19 protein-coding genes and 5 pseudogenes are annotated in these 19,274 nt (G+C 39.1%); 15 read left to right on the top strand and 9 right to left on the bottom strand.

Annotation, left to right across the window (positions count from 1 at the left end; all coding sequences use genetic code 11):
• Window positions 1-55 precede the first annotated feature (55 nt).
• The 3 genes and pseudogenes from V756_RS0112680 to V756_RS0112670 all read left to right on the top strand — a co-directional run.
• Window positions 56-406: pseudogene (locus tag V756_RS0112680) on the top strand (sigma-70 family RNA polymerase sigma factor); the annotation flags it as partial.
• Between the two features lie 139 nt (window positions 407-545).
• On the top strand, window positions 546-1,016 hold the full coding sequence (locus V756_RS0112675) for a MarR family transcriptional regulator (RefSeq protein ID WP_024714976.1): 471 nt from the start codon (window positions 546-548) through the stop codon (window positions 1,014-1,016).
• Window positions 1,017-1,166: 150 nt separating this feature from the next.
• Entirely contained in the window at window positions 1,167-2,579 is a 1,413-nt protein-coding gene (locus V756_RS0112670; protein ID WP_024714975.1) for an MDR family MFS transporter, read from the top strand.
• A gap of 184 nt (window positions 2,580-2,763) precedes the next feature.
• Here the strand turns inward: V756_RS0112670 and spoIVCA are convergent, their stop codons facing one another.
• The 5 genes and pseudogenes from spoIVCA to yrkP form a co-directional block, all read right to left on the bottom strand.
• On the bottom strand, window positions 2,764-4,224 hold the full coding sequence (gene spoIVCA / locus V756_RS0112665) for a site-specific DNA recombinase SpoIVCA (RefSeq protein WP_255210042.1): 1,461 nt from the start codon (window positions 4,222-4,224) through the stop codon (window positions 2,764-2,766).
• A pseudogene (locus V756_RS1000000124455) lies at window positions 4,182-4,360 on the bottom strand (hypothetical protein). Before V756_RS1000000124455 ends, spoIVCA begins: the two are co-directional and overlap by 43 nt.
• A gap of 461 nt (window positions 4,361-4,821) precedes the next feature.
• Window positions 4,822-5,238, bottom strand: a complete 417-nt coding sequence (gene psiE / locus V756_RS0112660) for a phosphate-starvation-inducible protein PsiE (protein ID WP_023855272.1) — start codon at window positions 5,236-5,238, stop codon at window positions 4,822-4,824.
• 45 nt (window positions 5,239-5,283) lie between these two features.
• Window positions 5,284-6,582, bottom strand: a complete 1,299-nt coding sequence (gene yrkQ, locus V756_RS0112655) for a two-component system sensor histidine kinase YrkQ (RefSeq protein ID WP_024714973.1) — start codon at window positions 6,580-6,582, stop codon at window positions 5,284-5,286.
• The gene (gene yrkP, locus V756_RS0112650; protein ID WP_024714972.1) at window positions 6,569-7,264 is read right to left on the bottom strand and encodes a two-component response regulator YrkP; all 696 of its coding nucleotides are present in this window, start codon (window positions 7,262-7,264) and stop codon (window positions 6,569-6,571) included. Before yrkP ends, yrkQ begins: the two co-directional genes overlap by 14 nt.
• A gap of 264 nt (window positions 7,265-7,528) precedes the next feature.
• On the opposite strand from yrkP, the gene V756_RS0112645 reads away from it, so the two are divergent.
• The 4 genes and pseudogenes from V756_RS0112645 to V756_RS1000000123505 all read left to right on the top strand — a co-directional run bounded on the left by V756_RS0112645 (window position 7,529) and on the right by V756_RS1000000123505 (window position 10,002).
• Window positions 7,529-8,728, top strand: coding sequence for a DUF418 domain-containing protein (locus V756_RS0112645; protein WP_024714971.1), 1,200 nt, complete (start codon window positions 7,529-7,531; stop codon window positions 8,726-8,728).
• Window positions 8,647-8,877: pseudogene (locus tag V756_RS1000000124825) on the top strand (hypothetical protein). The gene V756_RS0112645 and the pseudogene V756_RS1000000124825 overlap by 82 nt, the downstream one beginning before the upstream one ends.
• A gap of 239 nt (window positions 8,878-9,116) precedes the next feature.
• Window positions 9,117-9,674, top strand: a complete 558-nt coding sequence (locus tag V756_RS0112640; RefSeq protein ID WP_024714970.1) for a GNAT family N-acetyltransferase — start codon at window positions 9,117-9,119, stop codon at window positions 9,672-9,674.
• 190 nt (window positions 9,675-9,864) lie between these two features.
• Window positions 9,865-10,002, top strand: coding sequence for a hypothetical protein (locus V756_RS1000000123505; RefSeq protein WP_081719879.1), 138 nt, complete (start codon window positions 9,865-9,867; stop codon window positions 10,000-10,002).
• A 198-nt stretch (window positions 10,003-10,200) separates the two neighbouring features.
• On the opposite strand, the gene V756_RS0112635 is transcribed toward V756_RS1000000123505, so the two are convergent.
• Complete coding sequence (locus V756_RS0112635; RefSeq protein WP_024714969.1) at window positions 10,201-11,052, bottom strand: aldo/keto reductase; 852 nt, start codon at window positions 11,050-11,052, stop codon at window positions 10,201-10,203.
• A gap of 171 nt (window positions 11,053-11,223) precedes the next feature.
• Between V756_RS0112635 and V756_RS0112630 the strand changes: the two genes are divergently transcribed.
• Window positions 11,224-11,667, top strand: a complete 444-nt coding sequence (locus V756_RS0112630) for a MerR family transcriptional regulator (RefSeq protein WP_024714968.1) — start codon at window positions 11,224-11,226, stop codon at window positions 11,665-11,667.
• A 149-nt stretch (window positions 11,668-11,816) separates the two neighbouring features.
• Here the strand turns inward: V756_RS0112630 and V756_RS1000000124450 are convergent, their stop codons facing one another.
• On the bottom strand, window positions 11,817-12,017 hold the full coding sequence (locus V756_RS1000000124450) for a hypothetical protein (RefSeq protein WP_024714967.1): 201 nt from the start codon (window positions 12,015-12,017) through the stop codon (window positions 11,817-11,819).
• Window positions 12,018-12,603: 586 nt separating this feature from the next.
• Here V756_RS1000000124450 and V756_RS0112620 point away from each other — a divergent pair.
• From V756_RS0112620 to V756_RS01000000122360, 5 genes and pseudogenes are all read left to right on the top strand, one after another.
• On the top strand, window positions 12,604-14,214 hold the full coding sequence (locus V756_RS0112620; protein WP_024714966.1) for a T7SS effector LXG polymorphic toxin: 1,611 nt from the start codon (window positions 12,604-12,606) through the stop codon (window positions 14,212-14,214).
• 20 nt (window positions 14,215-14,234) lie between these two features.
• Window positions 14,235-14,627, top strand: a complete 393-nt coding sequence (locus tag V756_RS0112615; protein ID WP_014477420.1) for an immunity 50 family protein — start codon at window positions 14,235-14,237, stop codon at window positions 14,625-14,627.
• Between the two features lie 9 nt (window positions 14,628-14,636).
• Window positions 14,637-15,077, top strand: coding sequence for an SMI1/KNR4 family protein (locus V756_RS0112610; RefSeq protein ID WP_024714965.1), 441 nt, complete (start codon window positions 14,637-14,639; stop codon window positions 15,075-15,077).
• Window positions 15,078-15,207: 130 nt separating this feature from the next.
• Window positions 15,208-15,567: a ribonuclease toxin immunity protein CdiI gene (gene cdiI, locus V756_RS0112605; protein ID WP_024714964.1), complete on the top strand. Its 360-nt coding sequence runs from the start codon at window positions 15,208-15,210 to the stop codon at window positions 15,565-15,567.
• 354 nt (window positions 15,568-15,921) lie between these two features.
• Window positions 15,922-16,497: pseudogene (locus V756_RS01000000122360) on the top strand (suppressor of fused domain protein).
• Between the two features lie 282 nt (window positions 16,498-16,779).
• Here V756_RS01000000122360 and V756_RS0112595 read toward each other — a convergent pair.
• Together V756_RS0112595 and V756_RS1000000123500 are read right to left on the bottom strand one after the other, a co-directional pair.
• The gene (locus V756_RS0112595; RefSeq protein ID WP_024714963.1) at window positions 16,780-17,055 is read right to left on the bottom strand and encodes a barstar family protein; all 276 of its coding nucleotides are present in this window, start codon (window positions 17,053-17,055) and stop codon (window positions 16,780-16,782) included.
• Window positions 17,056-17,072: 17 nt separating this feature from the next.
• Window positions 17,073-17,394: pseudogene (locus tag V756_RS1000000123500) on the bottom strand (ribonuclease domain-containing protein); the annotation flags it as partial.
• A gap of 276 nt (window positions 17,395-17,670) precedes the next feature.
• Between V756_RS1000000123500 and V756_RS0112590 the strand changes: the two are divergent.
• Both V756_RS0112590 and V756_RS0112585 read left to right on the top strand, forming a co-directional pair.
• Complete coding sequence (locus V756_RS0112590) at window positions 17,671-18,513, top strand: sialate O-acetylesterase (RefSeq protein WP_024714962.1); 843 nt, start codon at window positions 17,671-17,673, stop codon at window positions 18,511-18,513.
• Entirely contained in the window at window positions 18,510-19,037 is a 528-nt protein-coding gene (locus V756_RS0112585; RefSeq protein ID WP_024714961.1) for a PadR family transcriptional regulator, read from the top strand. Before V756_RS0112590 ends, V756_RS0112585 begins: the two co-directional genes overlap by 4 nt.
• Window positions 19,038-19,274: the final 237 nt, after the last annotated feature.

Below are 19,274 nucleotides of genomic sequence, written 5' to 3'. Positions count from 1 at the left end.
CGCTCACATACATTTACATATAGGCTTTTGCCTACATACTTTTGTGGAGGTGACGATGGTGACAGGTGTTTTCGCAGCGCTCGGCTTTGTTGTTAAAGAGCTTGTCTTTTTAGTATCTTACGTGAAAAACAATGCCTTTCCACAACCGCTTTCAAGCAGCGAGGAAAAAAAATACTTAGAGCTAATGGCTAAAGGGGATGAACATGCCAGAAACATGCTGATTGAGCATAATCTTCGCTTGGTCGCCCATATTGTGAAAAAGTTCGAAAATACAGGTGAAGATGCAGAGGACTTAATCTCCATCGGAACAATCGGGCTGATCAAAGGAATTGAAAGCTATTCCGCCGGAAAAGGGACAAAGCTGGCGACGTATGCCGCGCGGTGTATTGAAAATGAGATTGTAATGACAAAAGGGGGGTGCATACTCCTCTTTAATACGTTTACATATATTCGGTGATCTCTTCTCCTCTCGTGGTTTATTATTGAAACGGAAACAAAAATCGATTACACTATTGCTGATGCACCAACAGGTGGGAGGACTCGCCATGAATAAAAAAGAACTGCTCCTAATGAATTTCAGGGATTTGTTCAACAAGATGGCTTGGCTTAATAAGCCAAAGATGGAAGCCTGTCTTAAAGGGTATAAGCCTTCTGAAGTACATTGTGTAGAATCCATTGAACACGGAAATACTAATGTGACAAAACTAGCTGAGGCCCTTTATATGACGAGGGGCGCCATAAGTAAAATGACTAAAAAGCTCATAGAAAAAGGCTTAATTGAAAGCTACCAGAAGCCAGATAACAAGAAAGAAATTCATTTTAGGCTTACCGAGCAAGGGAAAGAAATTTATAAAATCCATGATGAACTTCACAAAGAGTTTCTAGAGCGCGATAAGGCAGTATTTGAACAGGTAACCGAGGAACAATTTAACTTTATGATTAGCTTTGCAGAAAAGTATAATAAACATTTGGATGCAGAAATCAAAAAACATGGTGTTGATATTAAGTCGGAATAAATTCAAATAATGAAAATGCAACCACAGGCAGCCAACTTTATGGAGTTTCGGCTGCCTTTTTATTATCGTTATTTTGTTGACTCGGAAACAAAATCGTGTTATTTTTTGTTGAAAAGGAAACAAAAACACACCCTTTGAGAGGAGAATAATATGTTAAAAGACAAAGTAAAGGAGCCAGGATTACCAAAAGAAATTCTCATGGCTGCCTGGGCTATTGCACTTGGAGCAATTGCCCCAATGCTTGACTCAACTATGGTGAACATTGCCATCGACAAATTAAATCAGGATTTCAGTACGACGTTGGATACTATTCAATGGTCCATTACAGGTTATGTTTTAGCTCTTGCTATTGCAGTTCCGGTATCCGGATGGCTTATGAACAAATTTAACGGAAAGAAAATCTTAATCGGAGCAGTCATCGCCTTTGGTGTAATTTCCGTTTTCACTGGAATTAGTTGGGATATTTCCAGCTTTATCTTATTCCGTTTGCTTCAAGGATTTAGCGCTGGGATTATTACTCCGCTTATGTCAACACTCTTGGTTAAAACAGCAGGTACAGAGAATATAGGGAAAGTTATGGCTATCGTAAGCACACCTATGATTTTGGGACCAATCTTAGGACCTGTAATCGGAGGCTTCATCGTTCAAGCTGCATCATGGCATTGGATTTTCTTCATCAACGTGTTCATCGTTATGATTGCTGCACCACTGATGATGAAAACTCTCCCAAACTTTGAGCCATTCAACAAAGATAGCAAACTTGATATTTTTGGAATTATCGATTTATCCTTAATGAGTGCAGCATTGATATACGGAATTACGAAAGCAGCGGACCATGCATCATTTAACAATAGCGAAACCATCCTATGGGCGGGCATCGGCCTCGCTTTAGCTGTAATTTACATCGTATATAATCGAATCAGAAAAAATCAAACCGTACTCCCTTTACATTTGTTTGCACACAAGAACTTCTTAGCATCCAGCATCGGGTTATTATTAGCGAATATTGCCGTCATGGGACCCATGTTAATACTTCCATTGTTCTTTCAAAACTTCCGTCATTTTACGGCAATCGAAGCTGCGCTTGCATTAATCCCTCAAGGAGTTGGGATGCTCGTTACTCGGCCAATGATCGGAAAAATGATTGATAAGATTGGTGCAAAATACGTGGTTATGGTCAGTCTTGTTCTGTCGCTTATCGGATCTATTCCGCTTATCTTTGTCACCGATAAAACAAGTATGATTTGGATTTCTATCATATTATTCATCCGCGGGACCAGCTTTGGAGGGATTATGCTTCCGTTGACAAGTGATGCTTATACAGGACTTGACAGCAAACAACTTCCAGAAGCAGGTGTCGGTATTAATATTATTGAAAACCTTGGTTCAAGCTTTGGTACAGCTGTTATCGCAACTGTGGTCGCAACTGTCATGCAGGGATTGCAACCAACGATTGCCAATGGTTTAAAAGGTTACCATGCCGGATTCTTAGTATCAACCATTGTCCTTGCGGTACTCTTCATCCCAAGTCTATTTCTCACACATAAAAAGCATGCACAGTAAAGAATCTGCACTTGAATACTCGACTGCCGAATAATTTGTTTGGATAACTTGTGATACATGTGGTGTGCACCATTTTCATAAGCCCATTTAGAAAGGCAATTATAATTTGATGGGCTATCTGTTTTCTTCGATGTCTAGGATCTACTACAGAGGTTGTAATTACAAAAAGAGGGCAATACCCTCTTTAATACGTTTCAATATGTGCGGTGTCAGTATCCACAACGGTAACTTCTTTCACGATAAAATTAACAATTGTTTTTTTATCTTCAAGAGTTAAGTTATCTGCACCGATTGATTGAAAATAGTCGATCGCTATCTTTAGAGCATTTTCACTTGAGCTTGTATCATCCAGGACTTTCATTTTTGATTGAATTTCGTTACACTTTTCAATAAGCTGGTTTTGCTTTTTTTGCAGCTCAATAATTTGTGCTTTTATTTCATCTATGTCTAAATCATCGTCATCGCTTAGGCTGATTAGCGTTAAAAGACGCTTGCGGCCTTTTTTTGTTTTCTCTATCTCTTTTTGAATAAGTTCTAATTCTTCAGACAGGTGATTTGATTGCTCAATCTCTTTAAAAGAAGCATACTTTTGAGGATTTGTGATGAATTTAAAAATTTCACCCCATACATGACGGTTTAGCTTATTCTCAGACATTTCTTTTCCGCAGCCGCGGTCCTTTGCGCCAGAATAATTTTTCCGGCAAGTATACACATAGTAGTCTTTACCATGTGATTTTCTTTTCTTACCTGTCATGGTATTTCCGCATTTCCCGCATCTAACCAAACCCGATAACAAATAATTGTGGGGACTGATACTCAAGTGCTTTCTTTTACTTTGACCTAAGAGTTCTTGAGCATAATCCCATTGTTCAGCTGGAACAATTGCTGGAATTGCCACAGTGATTTGCTCCTCTTCAGGCCTTATTTTAATAATAGATTTGTTCCCTGCCTGTTTTGACACATAGGAACCCTCAGTGTCATATTTATACTGTCTATGTTCACCTTTATAAGAAGAGTTCATTAATATCTGTCGAACAACCTGCCTGTGCCATACTTTGGCGCCTTTTTTTGTTTTAACCCCCATCTGAGTTAAATGCAGAGCAATACCATTTACTCTGCCGAAAAAAGGGCTTTTATGATCGGTGAAATAGTTGAAAATCATCCGAATGATTTTTGCTTCCTCTTCAAATATTTCAAGAGTTCTTTTCTCTTTAACAAATTTATAGCCATATAGTTTAGAATCTTTAATGATCATGCCTTTTTTCATTTTTTGAAGTCGGCCGCTTGATGTCCGTTCTTTGATTTTGGCTTTTTCAAATTCTGAGATTGCCCCGCGCATAGCGAAAAACAATTGTCCTTCTGGAGAATTGGCGTACTCTCCATTAACAAAAATCAAGGGTATATTTCGCTTTCGGAGTTCATCATCAATGATAAGCTGATTCATTAATTTCCGAGAAAGACGGTCCGGATCGTAACAAATGACTTGACTTATAAGTCCTTTGCTTGCATCCTCCCTCAAGCGATTCAAAGCCGGACGTTCTAAAAGCTCTCCAGAAATTCCTTCATCGGCATACTTCAGCACATCCTTAGTCCCTGCTTTCTTTATGCAAGCCTCGATCTGGCTGTCGATGCTCGATCCCTTGATCGCTTGTTCCTCGGTCGATACCCTTACATATATTGCTATCACCCTGGATCTCCTTCCTATAAAGTTTTATTAAATAATGATAGCAATCGTTCATGCATTTATCAGTTTGCGGTCCCTCGATGATTATTACCTTCATAAAATGCATCACCCCTTGGGTAATGCTATGTAATAACTGTTTGTCCTAATGAGGTGATTTTCAGTATGAAAACAAATAAAAAACCGATGGATTGAACCATCGATCTGTTTTCTATATCACTAGTCGCTCAATATAGTAAATCTATCTCATTGGTTATGAAAGCTTATTTTCATTACACACATGGTGAAAAAAAAACAATAAACGTCCATCCTAACTTTTTCATCTTATTTATTAAGAATTTTAACCTCTTCCTTGTAAAATAAAGAAGCGATTTTCATTTCAGACAGGTAATGCTATGGCATCGGGACATGTCTGTTAAAGTAGCCAAAAAATACATTCAGATATCCACTTTGATCCACTACAGATTTCTGAACTGACATTAAACAGCTAGACTTATAAATACCGATAATCAATTTTTTTATTCTGTTCCAATTCCCCGGCCGCGTATCGGCACTAATTTATTAATGTTCAACAACAGAATTTCGTCTATTGGCAATAAAGAATCCACAAATCATTGCAAGAATGGCCATCGCCCACCAGAACGTTGAGATCGCCTGATCATGATCGATGATAATCAAACGAATGACAGCTGTGATGCCAATATAAATGAAGTAGCGAAGCGGGAAATGAAAGTCTGATTTGAAGTATTTGATAATCAAAGCAATGAACTCAAAGTACATGAAGAATATAAGCAGTTCTCCAAGCATCTCATAATAGCTGTCCACTTTGTTGAACAGTGACTTGTATACAAATTGCACAATGTACCATGTCTCGCTGATCAGAAGTGCGCTTAAGGCTATCGCCAGGAAGAACAGACAGACATTGAGAAGCGCTTGTAACAGGTAAGGCACCTTTTTGAATTTGTTGGAAAATCTCATCATGTTGTCTCCTATTTAAATATATTCGTGGTTTTTATTCTCAGCCTACATCTTGGTGTTCCAAAACCGTAGCACAATGTAGTACTTAGAATTCTTTTGTATACTGTGAAACTGCCCCTGCATGCGGGACATCATTCGCGCAATGCTTCTTTCACCGAGGCCGTTGCTTTCCGGTGTTATATCCGCAAGTTTAATCGTATTGCTAACATGGATCTCAAATATCTCTTGATCCGATACAAACGTGATGCTGATTTCTTCTTCCGGATCTGCGTATTTACATAAGTTTGACATCACATTATCAAATACACGACCAAGCTCCTCCAAATTCACGTTAATATAGGTTTCCGGCAGCTCGCCTGAAATATGGACCCGGAAATGCTCCTGATGAAGGATAGCAATCTGATCTGATATTAGATCGTAGATCACTTCTTTCACTGCAACGGTCTCCAGATCGGCCTCATATTCCCTGTCCAGCAGGAAATACGCAAACAGATTGTCGGACAAGCTTTTTAATTGCAATGCTTTACCATAAGCATTGGCTACATACCGATCTTTACTGGTACCCGCTTCGCCTCCCTCTTTTTTGGCAAACTCCAGATTCATGATCAGCGACGTCAGCGGTGTACGCATATCGTGCGACATTTCGGTAACCAGGCTGCGGCTCTCAGCTTGCAATTCCTCGATCGCTTTAAGTTTGTCCAGGAAAGCTTTCCGCAGATCCTCAATGCTCTTTGCAATCATCGCTAATTCATCATGCCCTTTTATCGTCATCTCGTAGTCCAGTTCGCCCCCTTCAAGAATATGAATCTCTTGGTGAATCGTTTTAAGGTAGCGAAGACTTTGGCGAATGCCAAAGAGAACAATGATTAAAAAGATGAGGGTTGCCCCGAGCAAATCCAATGTAAAGGCCAGATTATAATATCGGGAAGAGTAGAAACCGTCGATAATGACTCGTCCTTCACCATCTCTAAACTTGACAGGATGTGAATGATTTTGAGCGTACTGCGTCAGCTTTTCCTTTCCATAATCCGATTCGGAATAAATGGAATCATATTGCAGCTCCTGATCCTTGAATATGGTGAGGTTAATGTAATTTTCTTTTTTGACCCACTGGCCAAACGCTTTTCTATCTGATGTAGACAACTCATTTTCTGAAACGTACTTGCTGAATTTTTGAATGTATCTTGCTGATTCCTCGTGATAATACTCATCCGAACTCAGATATCCCTCGATCAGATCATCTGTGATCTTTTGCAACGTCAGAAAGATCACACCACTCACAATCGAAGCAACCATGATCAGCAAAGCCAGTTTTTTGGTTAGCGTAAATTTACGATGCGCCAAATCGATATCCTCTTCCCCATTCAGTTCTTATATAAACCGGACGTGCCGGATCATCCTCAATTTTGGAGCGCAGCTTCCGAATATGCACCATCACCGTATTATTGGAACAGTAAAAGTAAGGCTGTCCCCACACACTCTCATATATATTTTGAGCAGAAAATATTTTGTTGCGTTTGCTCATCAGAAGTTTCAGGATACGATATTCCAGATCTGACAACTTGATTTGCTGCTCCTCTTTCCAGACCTCATTAAATTCTTCGCTCACTCTTAGTTTGCCCCCGATAAGAAATGTTTCTTCCTGCTCCTTCTTTTCCTGATAGATCGTATATCTGCGTAATTGAGCAATCACTCTAGCATGAAGTTCCTCTTCCGAGAATGGTTTAGTCATATAATCATCGCCGCCGACGAGTAACCCCTCAGTTTTATCGAGTGTACTCGATCTGGCCGTCAGAAACAGAATCGGGACGTTAGAGGATTTCCTGATGTGCTGACATGTTTCAATTCCCGAAATGCCTGGCATCATAATATCCAAAATAACCAAATCAAGCGAGTCATTCACAAGTTGCAATGCTCGCTTTCCATCCTTGGCTCTTAGCACCTCGTAGCCTGCACGCATAAGGGATTCCTTCAAAAGATCGCCAATATCCTGATCATCCTCTACGACTAATATTCGATGGGTCATGTCTCTCTCACCTCATGATTCTTGATGTTATTTCTCGTGTGTCCTTACTATATATCGATCATAGTTAAGTACGTTATAAGATACTACGTAAATCTTAACAATTTATGAAAGCTGATGTCCGCCACAAACTTGTCACCTTTTCTAAAAAAATGATGACTCTTCATAAATTGTTAAGATTCGGTCTTTATATTTATCCATTGTAAGGCTCAGGTTTTTCAGATCCGAACCACACATTGCGATGATAAATGGAAAAGGAGCGTTGATATGACTGTACAAAAAGAAGGATACGGGCAACCGGTGAGTCTGCAGGAACGGGTTCATTTTCTGGACATCGTACGCGGATTTGCCTTGCTGGGCATTATGATTGTCAACTATTTTCTGATCGTAGATTCAGTAAAGGGATTCGAAATGACTTCCGGTGACGTACTGCACAATCTGGTTTCCTGGTTTGCCGAAGGGAAATTCGTTACGTTATTCTCCTTCCTTTTCGGGGTTGGGTTTATGATCTTTATGGATCGAGCCGCGCAGAAGGTAGATAGTCCCAACAAGCTGTTTGCCCGTAGGTTATCTATCCTGTTGATATTTGGCATTTTGCACATCACTTTTGTTTGGGTCGGTGACATATTAACCTTTTACGCCATAAGCGGCTTCCTGTTACTCGCCTTCTATAAACGCACAGCCAAAACGGTGCTTAGATGGATTATTGCACTTATCGTGTTTCAATTCCTGACTCCAGTTTTCACAATGTTGTACAATGTCATCAATCCTGCAGGGCAAAAAAACCCGAATTTTTCAGAGTTTACTTTGTTTAGCCACAGCAGCCTTACCTACATAGAATCCATCAGCGCTCGGTGGACCGATATGGCCACAATGGCTGCTAGCTCTTTCCATATGATCTATTCCATGTTTCTCATGTTTCTGCTGGGCGTGTACTTTGTTAAGATGGAATTTTTCAAAGATATGGAAGCGAAAAAGCCTATATGGAAACGTATCTGGATCATTAGCACAATCGCTTTTCTAATAACACAAAGCAGTATATTGCTAGACATGTTTAATTTTTCGGACACTTCCTCTGTCTTGGGTCAAAATGGCGGCTTAACCGGAAGTATGTTTTATATGAGCACTTTTGCAATGCTGTTTCTGTACATTCCTCAGCTACGAGGCCCTATGATGATATTCACTAAAGTCGGACGGATGTCATTGACCTGTTATCTGCTTCACTCTATCATTGGAACAGTTTTGTTCCTCAGGTACGGATTCGGGCTTGCGGATCATATTCAATCCGTCGGCACGTTCATGTTCAGTCTGGCCGTGTACTTCGTGCTTATGAGCTTTAGTACATTGTGGTTGAAACAGTTTAAGTACGGTCCGATGGAATTGATATGGCGCAAGCTGACGTACGGCAAAGTAAACGGGAGTCCCAAAGCAACTCCGCTGCATTCGGAAAAATCAATTCAGAAATAACCCCTTTTCCCAGATTGCACGGACTTCCAATTAGTTGTTGACGGAAGTGGGTATTAAACTTTTATATTATTTAGTGCTTCTTTGGGCTAACTCTGACAGAAAATTCACCAGAGCTTTACTCAATATGCATAACTCGTGATCGAATCTAAAATGAATCTTTTGCACATGCCTATAGTCAAGGGCAACACATTCGACTATTTTATGCGATTTGCGATAGGAAAAATTTGAGAAGAATGACTAATCCCTTGCAGCAAGTATTTTAACGCCAAATTTACTGCGGAAGAAAAAGCGACGGAATCACTTTTTGTGAAAAGGGCTCGTAGAACAGCTGGAATGTTTTACTGAACGACTGGACTCGATATGTCAGCAAATGAAGGAGTGAGCAATCATGAAAACAAAAAAGGAACCAAAAGTTATTCTGGAACTAGCAAAGGAGCCTGATCTGCCAGAATTCAAAAAAAAATTACAAGAAGCATTTGCGATCGCCGTGATTGAAACGTTCGGTGATTGCGAAGATGGACCGATTCCATCGGACAATGAGGTTCAGGAGTCTTTCAATGCTCCCGGAGCAGTGGTATATCAAATTCTTCAGGATGGTAAGAAGGTCGGCGGTGCAGTAGTACGTATCAACAGCCAAACCCATCATAATTCGCTAGACTTATTCTATATATCTCCAGAATATCACAGCCAAGGGATTGGTCTTTCTGCTTGGAAAGCCATTGAAGCACAGTATCCGGATACTGTGCTTTGGGAAACCGTAACACCTTATTTCGAAAAGCGAAATATCAACTTCTATGTGAATAAGTGTGGATTCCATATCGTAGAGTTCTACAATGAACATCACTCTGATCCGCATATGCATCGCAATGAACGTGAAGATGACAAGCCCCTGCCGGATGATGATGACTTTTTCAGATTTGTAAAGATGATGAAAAAAAAGGACTAAACATATGAAATTGGCGATTCACGCATTTTACTGTTGCACCTTACTGTGAAAATCCTCAATTACTTATAGTATGATACTATTCATAAACATTCTGAAAATGTTTTCATCATAAAAGGTGCAACATGATATGCGTAGCGCGAACAGCAGTAGGTCTATCCTTACCAAAAATAGTGTATATACTAAAAAGCAAATATCGAAATCTAAATTGTTTATCAGTTTGTCCGCCGTTTTAATTGGACTTGCCTTTTTCGGATCTATGTCTAATGGCAAAATGAAGGAAGCATCCCGGAATGTAACCATCGCGCCTACTCATGAATTCCTTGTTTGATTTGATAAACAACATTAGTTCTCATTCCCTTTAGCCGTTGCATAACGGCTTTTTCTTATTTCTACCTACATACAATGGTAATGAATATTGCACTATTATCTCCTCTGCCCTAGCAAATAATAAAGGACAGAGCGCCCTCTGTCCTTTATTCATAAATATAAGGATACATGAGTGATGACTTCACGATACAAACAAAAGTTACAGATCGAATTTCATAGCACTTATTGATTTTACAATTTGAGGATCTCGGTGCGATCCGAAAAGACTTTCTCCTTTATCAAGAGTGGAAATTTGTTCGATATCCTCTAAGCTCAACTCAAAATCGAAAATGTCAAAGTTTTCGACAATCCGTTCTTTGCGCACCGATTTTGGAATTGTAACGACTTCACGCTGAACAAGCCAACGCAGCACGACCTGGGCGACAGATTTATTGTATTTTTCCGCAATGGAAGTCAATACTTCGTTGCTGAACATGTTATTGCGTCCTTCAGCGAACGGTGCCCACGACTCGTGTTGTACTCCCTGCTCCTTCATAAAAGCAGCACTTTCTTTTTGCTGGTAGAATGGATGTGTTTCGACTTGATTGACGGCTGGCACGATTTCATTATGCAGGATGAGATCCATTAGACGGTCGGGGTGGAAGTTGCTGACTCCGATTGCCCTGATTTTGCCTTCGCGGTACAGGTCCTCCATCGCACGCCAAGCACCGTAGTAATCGCCGTATGGTTGGTGAATAAGGTATAAATCAAGATAATCCAGCTGTAGCTTACTCAATGATTTGGAAAATGCTATTTTGGCGCTTTCATAGCCGGCATCCTGAATCCAGAGCTTGGTCGTAATGAATAGCTCCTCACGCGGCACGCCGCTCCGCTTGATTGCACGTCCAACCGCTTCCTCGTTTAGGTAACCGGAAGCGGTGTCAATCAGGCGATAACCGGCCATCAGTGCTTCATATACAGCGTTTTCACATTCTTGAGCATCGGGGACTTGGTATACACCGAAGCCGATAATTGGCATTTTCACTCCATTGTTTAAAGTTACGGTTTGCATTGTAATTCCTCCTATTGTTCAAATGTAGAACGACAAACGGCACGCATCCCGAAAATCGGGCACTGCAGAATAAATTCCGCTACGGCTGGTTTGCGTTATAATAAGCTTATTACCTTCGTGTAACACGAAGGCAAGCACTTTTTCCAAAAAATTTCTAAAGGAGGATTACACATGCATACAGTCAAAGAAGCAGCGATGATAACCGGACTCACCGAGCATGCGGTGCGCTTTTACACGGATAAAGGCCTGGTGCCGAGCGTACAGCGCAATAAAAACAATATTCGTTTGTTCGACGAAGAATCAATCAACTGGCTGTTTGGCGTCAAATGCCTCAGGCAATCCGGGATGCCGATTGAAGTCATTAAAACGTACGTGAATCTCTGTCTTGAAGGAGATTCGACCATTCCACAACGGTACACACTCATGATGGAGCATAAAGAAGATGCGCTCGCCCAGCTCGAAGAAGCCAAACAGCACATTGCCCATTTGGAACAAAAAACCGCCCTATATCAGGCCATTATGGAGCACCGCTCACCTGATACAACTAATCCCGCCAACTGGGAAAAAATACAGCATATGCATAGTGACGTATTTTACTCACCCACTGTCCGGTAGATGTGAGAGATATTCATGAGCCCATCAATCGCTTTTAAACTTCTAAATTGGAATCCATATTGAATATGCTAAGTTTGATGACATGTTATGAGCGATTAAATTTGTTTATATACGGCGATAGGGCTGCAAGTCCTTAAGGTTACTTTCTATTAAATATAAATTGATAGAAGCCGCATCTGTATGCGGCTTCTTGATCTGGACTGCATATTATATAAATTCAGATTCTCTTTACGATTTTTCCTTGAGGGCTTTCCGAGCATCTTTCTATACTCTCTATTAAAATAAGAAGGACTTTCATGGCCAACTTGAAAGGCAACGTCAGCAACCCTCATATCTTTTCCGATAATCAACCTCCTTGCTTCATGAAGACGTACAGCTCTTTGGTATTGGATCGGAGTTTATGGTTGTCACTTGTTTAAAATGATGATACAAAGCTGTTGGGCTAGGGTTTACTTTTTTAGCTAGTCCGTATAACTTTATTTCGCGAGAAAAATTTTTTCTTAAATAATCCAGAGCATCAGCCACTTCAGATAATTTACTCCCCTTGGCAGCAACTGAGTTAGGTGGGGCCGAGAAATTGAACTCGGACTTTTAGATTAGAGATTTATGTTAGTGGAATACCCTGTGTTTCGATTAATTAGGAGAGCGGTATGATGACTGCTGCGAGTATGGCGAAGAAGAGCACCACTCATTACCTCCCTTTTGGGTTTTGATCGATTATAGCATATGCAAATGGTAAAACGGATTCACAGGCCCCCCTCCTTATTCCTTTTTATGTATTATTTTGATATTTTCAAAAGTATTTGAACCGCAAAAAAAACCGCAAACTTTTTCGTCTGTACCCTTGGATATGATTAATCAAGATAATTTTAAGTTCGTTTCTTCTTTCTTCCATGGTAATATTTTGTTATATGATTAAATTGAAAGGATATGACCATGAAAGTATTTGAAGCCAAAACCTTGCTCTCCGAGGCTGAAAAGCGAACAAAGGAATACAAAGATTTAAAAAGTAAAATGGTCAAATTAAAGAAAGCGTTCAAAGCTGTTGCAGATTTAGATGATAGCGAGTTTTCAGGTAAAGGCGCCAATAACATCAAATCATTTTATGAAGATCAAGCTGGCATTGCTGACCAATGGATTGATTTAATTGAGATGAAAATTTCTTTCTTAACGAGTATTCCTGGTTTCTTAGAAGACGCCAACTTATCAGATGCCTACATAGAAGAAACCTTTTTAGCGCATGAGCTTGCTAACGCCTACACCAAATCAAAATCCATCATGTCTGAACAGAAAAAAGCCATGAAAGATATATTAAATGATATCAACGATATACTGCCTTTGGATCTGTTTTCAACAGAAACTTTTAAAGATGAACTTTCGTCTGCCGAAAAGAAACGAAAAGAAGCCATTGAGGAAATGGATGAAGTTGACGAAAACTTAACATCAGAATACGGACTATCAGAAGCAAATGAACAAATGATTCAAGCTGATTATCAAGCTTTAATGAATGCGACAGCAAAAGGCAAAAGCGCCTCTCCTATTCACTATAATGCGAAGGCTTATAGAGACAGTGATATTCACAAGATGACTGAGGATGTTAAGAAACAATCAACAGACTACATCTCTTTTAAGGACCAACAGGCGGAACAAAGAAAAATTGCAAAAGAACAAGAAGAACTGGCGAACAGACCATGGTATGAAAAGTCTTGGGATGCTGTTTGTAATTTTACAGGAGAGGTCTCTGGATATTATGATTATAAAAGAGCCGCTGATGGGGTTGATCCTGTTACCGGAGAAAAGCTAGCTGCTGGACAACGGGTCGCTGCCGGTGCAATGGCTGCGGCAGGATACATCCCTATCGTAGGATGGGCAGGTAAATTAGCTAAAGGTGGAAAAGCTGTTTATTCAACAAGTAAAGCATTGTATAGAGCAGACAAAGCTCTCGATGTATACAAAACACCTAAGACATTCCAGGCTCTTCAAAACTCCAGCAAAGGACTTTATGGACTTGCTTCTGCAAATGGTTTTAGTGAGGCTATAACAGGACGTGACATGCTCGGAAATAAAGTTTCTGAAGAACAAAGACAAAATAGTATTAATTTAGCCTTGTCTGCTTTTGTTCCGTTTGGAGTCCATGGGGTAAGTGGGAAACTAAATGCGAAGTCTAAATCCACCAGCGGCATTGCAAGTGGCTCAAATAAAAATTATCATGAATCCAGAAGTGCTAGTCTAAGAGAAATCAAACGACAGTTAAATATCCCCAGAACGCAACAACCCGCTAGTCAAAAAATGGTTCCTCTAACGGACAGCAACGGTAATAGGATACTTAATGAGAAAAAACAACCTGTGATGACTCGAGAATTAACCTACGAAATTAATGGCAAAAAAATTGTAATACAAGATCACTCACATGGCCATGATTTTGGTGAGGGCGGCATTGGAAATCAACCTTCCCATCACAATGTTAGACCTGAAAACAATACACGAAATGGTAAAGTAGATGGTATGGAAGACCATTACTACTTTGATAGAAGAAACAGAAAATAATTGAAATAAGGAGCATTAAAATGATTAATGAAGAAAAATTCATGAATCCTCAAGCCATTATCAATATATTTGGGAGTATGCCCAATTTTACTGACGCGGAATTAATGAATGTTGAATTAAATAGAGATGGCCCCTGCTTATTTGTGCGTCTTATGACAAAAGAAGTTGTTGAGAATAAACCTAAACGCTGGGGAAAGTGGGATGTTGTTTATGTAGAAATGTCTTTTATAGGCGTTCAGGATTTACTGATAAAAAATCTCGGAACAAATAATATTGTTGATCAATTTGAAATTAGTGAACTTAATGGTAATGGCTCATTAAAAATAAAGTGCAATAACCAAATGCAACTCGAATGTCTTTTTGATTGGGCCAGAATCGAAAACATCACTCCAGGTTTATTAGGGATCTCTTAACTGGACAATATGACAGAGTGGAGATTTGCCGAAAAACCTATTGGGGAAACAACTGTTAAAAAAATCGAAAAGGCATTAGATATTAAGTTCCCTAGCGATTACGTTACAACTATATTAAACAACAATGGGGCGCGCCCAAGTAAAAAGATATTTGACTTTAAAAATACAAAAGGTTCTGTTTTTAATCGATTACATGGTCTAACTGAGGATAGTTCAAGTTTTACTTTAGAGGTATTAGAAGATTATCAGGATGGAAGAATGCTTCCTGGGATAGTTCCTTTTGCTTGTGATCCTTTCGGTAACGAAATCTGCTTCGATTATCGTCTGAATATAGAGAATCCGTCCGTAGTTTTCTGGGATCACGAGATTGCATATGAAGATCCTGATAAAGCTTTGCGTCATATATGTGATTCATTTACAGAGTTGGTTAATAAACTATACGAGGAATAAACGAATAAAGCCTTTCCCCTTCTTTTTGAGGAGAAAGGCTCTTTAATACGTTCTCCGATATTAAAAGGTGGAAAGCCCTTCTCGTTACGGGAGAGCTGTAAATAATTAATTAATTCGGAGTGAAAATGAAATGGATAATAAAAATAAAGAATTAATTAATTATTTCTTTAAGGTTATGGGTGATGAACGATTTATACGAATTTTAGAGAATTTTTCCAACGGAGAAGGTTATGGTATAGAGAATGTCTGGTGTATATTTGCTGATGACTACGAAGAGTGGGAAGAAGATTACTTTGGAGATGAGGGTATAGCTTTTTATTTCGATTACCCAGCAGTTGAAGAAAATGTAGAAGTCATATTAGATTACGAAAATTTCTATAAATATTTAAATGAAATTGTTAGTCAATATGTAGAACGACACCCAGAAAATAAATCAAAAGTAGAAAAATACATGGGAACCATTAAAGAGAAATATAATATTAAGCTATAAGGAAAAGCTCAAATTTCTTTATTGAACATTGTTATGTTATTTGTTTTGAAGCCCCCTGAAATTACTAAGGGGCGTTGTTTTATTTCAATAAGGCTCCGCTTCAGCAAATGGTAAGGGCATAACTGGACACGATATGTTCGGGAATAAAGTCTTCAAAGAAAGGGAAGAACAGAGCCTCAATCGCGAAAAATGTTGGTTCCTTTTGGAGTTCGCAGAATTAACAAAAAGCTTAACTCCAGGTCAGGTTTTCAAGTTAACGAATCCTAAACTAATAACAAGATTCCAGAGCTTTATCAATCTGAATTACTTAATGTCCTAAAGGGTTATACTTGGGTGATTAGGAGAGATTGTCAAATGGGCGTTACACAAGAAAATAAAGTAATTGCTAGAACAGTTTTAGGAGCTTTTGGAGCAAACCGAAAGTAACGAAATATTGGGATGATAACGAGAATAGCAGCATAGATATTTTATCGGTTAGTGACCAGCCTCAGGAAGGTATCACGTCATATTCAACTCTAGGCTTGTCGTATCATTCTATTAATTAAGAGGCGAATGGCACTCCGTTACGGATAGAAATCGTAGCTGCAATGGAGTCAACTTCAGACATATATGCTAATGTTTTATCAACTTGTGCCTTTAATATAATCAACTCAAATTTCTCTTGTGCACTAGGTGTTATTTTTAAAGATGCGATTAGTCTGTATGATCAGGAAACTGATATGAAACATGTTATGTTCGTTCCCCCATTTCTGTGGGAGGAAGATTTAGAGCTATTTGAATTTAGTAACAAAAATGTTACTTGGCTAATGGCTTTACCTATCCGAAGGAGAATTGCAAGTAGCTGAAAAACACGGCCCAGATTATTTACAAGACATTCTAGAATCCAAGCAGATTGATATCTTTGATATAAAGAGAGTATCTGTTGTTTAATGACTTTATATAGAAGAGTGACTTTATAAGCCCTCCTCAATGAGGAGGGCTTATGTTATTATATGAAAATAACTAAACTTGTTCATTACATAATAAATATAGATGACGATTTTTTCACTTCAATCATACTTCAGTTTCACTTTAATTTTTGAATCGTAAAATGTTATTATGGGTACCTACTTTTGTCTAAATAAACATCATTAATGAAAATAGGGTACCTCAGCAGCATTCTTGAACCCAAGTAATGCCGCTAAGGTACTCTTTTCAAATTCACAAAAAAGTCTACTCTACTATTATTTTAAACTCATCTTCTAATTCCTTTTGAGCCCTTTGTAAAACTTCTAAAGTATTATCAGCGTATGAACCTAAAAACTTTTTACTAGACTCAAAATTTCTCCAAACTAAAGTTTGCGGCAACTCTATCCACCCTGTAAGGCAATCCCATAAAGCGTCTAAATTTTCCCCATAGTAGTCTGGTAAGTCTAATTTATCTTTTAATACATCATGTAATCCTTCTTTATTTTCAAAGTCTTTTCCATCTACAACTATTTTTTTCATTAAAATTATGTCCTCCATTATTTTATCTTAACAAACGTTTTATAATGATCTGTTGTTTTATATATTAATCCATCATTCGAATAGAGTAATCTGTCATTCCCTCTGTAACCTGTGGTATAGTTTATATCAGCTTCGCGCCACACTCTATTTTTAGCTTCAGGAAGACGTTTGTCTCTGTTTCTGTATATCTCTCCCCCGACACTTTTACCCGGTGCTACTTTTACCTTTTTTGCTTTCCCATCCTAATTTTTTTGCTTCTCCTTTAGTTATGTAATTATCTGGCAACGGGCCATGTTTTGCCACAAAATCGGAAACTTCAGTAAAGCTATTAAGTACTTTTTGCCTTAACGCTGTTGTCTACATATTTTGCCCTCTTGTTAGTTTTTGATACAGTTCCTGCTAAGCACCTTCTAAAATCTCGGGTGATTTCTGCCGCCGATTTCTGTGATATCAAAGTAGTTAACCACCCTGAGTTATCAGAGATATACCGTTGAGTATTACCGTCATAACCCATATAAAGATACATCTCTATACCTTGTTAAAACTTTACAAGACAAACTGAATCGACTATAGTCTAATTAGACCAAATATTGATGTAAAGAAGTGAAAAATCAGATGATAAAGTCTTTTTTGATGTTGGGGCAGTCGAATATGGCGGGCCGTGGATTTTTGAATGAAGTAGATCCTATCTATAACGAAAAAATAAAAATGCTGCGCAATGGACAGTGGCAGATGATGACAGAGCCGATTAATTACGACCGTCCGGTTTCCGGCGTTGGCCTGGCGGCATCTTTTGCAGATGCATGGTCGAAAGCTCATCCCGATGAAGAAATTGGCTTGATCCCTTGTGCGGAAGGTGGCAGTTCATTGAATGACTGGCATCCGGAAGGCATCCTTTTTCAGCATGCTTTGTCCGAATCCCGCTTCGCCCTCCGATCCAGTCAAATTTGCGGAATCCTTTGGCACCAGGGTGAGAGTGATAGTTATCGTTCGCTGCATGAAACTTATTACGAGAAATTAACCCTTATCATCGAGACGCTAAGAAACGAGTTGAAACTTGATGAGGTACCGTTGATGATTGGAGGGCTTGGTGACTTCCTTGGGAAGACTGGTTTTGGACAGCATGCGACCGAATTTCGACAGGTTAATGAACAATTGCTGCGTTTCGCTAATGAACAACCGAATTGTTATTTTGTTACTGCAACGGGTTTGACTGCGAATCCTGATGGCATTCATTTAGACGCAGCTTCACAACGCAAATTCGGTTACCGCTATTTCGAGGCTTTTTCGAAAAAGTGCCATATCCTGAAACCTATTTCGGGAGAGGAGCAATCACTGAAAGTGAAGGGTGGCTATTCTAAAACAGAACAGATTTACCTTCATAGTATGGATTTGGCTTCGGGCAAAATCACGTACGCGGAATTTGAGGCGCGGATGGCGAAGGTGATGAAACCATAATTCCCTTACTTATCCTTGGCCTGCTCATCCAAAACCCCGGCGCTCACGGCTATGAACTTCTGGCCTTAATGGAAAAACGTCATTATAAATACATTGTTAACTTCACGAAAGGTTCATTTTATTACAATCTGCAGCAACTTGAAGAAAAGTGTTTTATCGAACAGATTCATCAGAAACCCTCAACCAGCGGGCGTGAAATCCGTAACTTTAACGTCACAGAATCGGGAAGGGCAGAATTCGAGAAATTAATGATCAAATACGGTACCAAATCGGAATATGTGAACCTGCAATTTTATGGGGCGTTACTCTTTGCCGATGAATTCGACAAAAATAAATTACTGGATCTGATCCAATCACAAATCGATCAGACTAAAACTCGAATCGAGCTCCTTGATGAATACCTGTCCATCACTCAAGAAATTCCCGGCACAATCAATTACTTTCGCCGTATGAACGAAAATTCCCGTTCACATCACTTGGTTAATTTAGAATGGTTCGAAAAATTGAAAGCAGAAATAGAATGAACGATTGCATAATAAAAAAATGCATGTTAAATAAGAATATTAGTTATCTACATATAAAACCTGTGTCGCAGATATTTAGTAACATCATTGATACAGGTTTTATACTCCTTCTTTCATTAATCAGTAATAGGGTTGTCAACACTTGCCCCCCCCCAACAAGCAAGCTCCGTTTAACAATCCGTTTCATTGGGGATACAAAGGGATACACCTATTATGAAGAAAACCGGTCAGTATGAA

The organism is Bacillus tequilensis KCTC 13622, assembly GCF_000507145.1.
GTDB lineage: Bacteria > Bacillota > Bacilli > Bacillales > Bacillaceae > Bacillus > Bacillus tequilensis.
The sequence above is the reverse complement of the archived record's forward strand: the minus strand, read 5'-3'. Positions and strand labels throughout refer to the sequence as shown.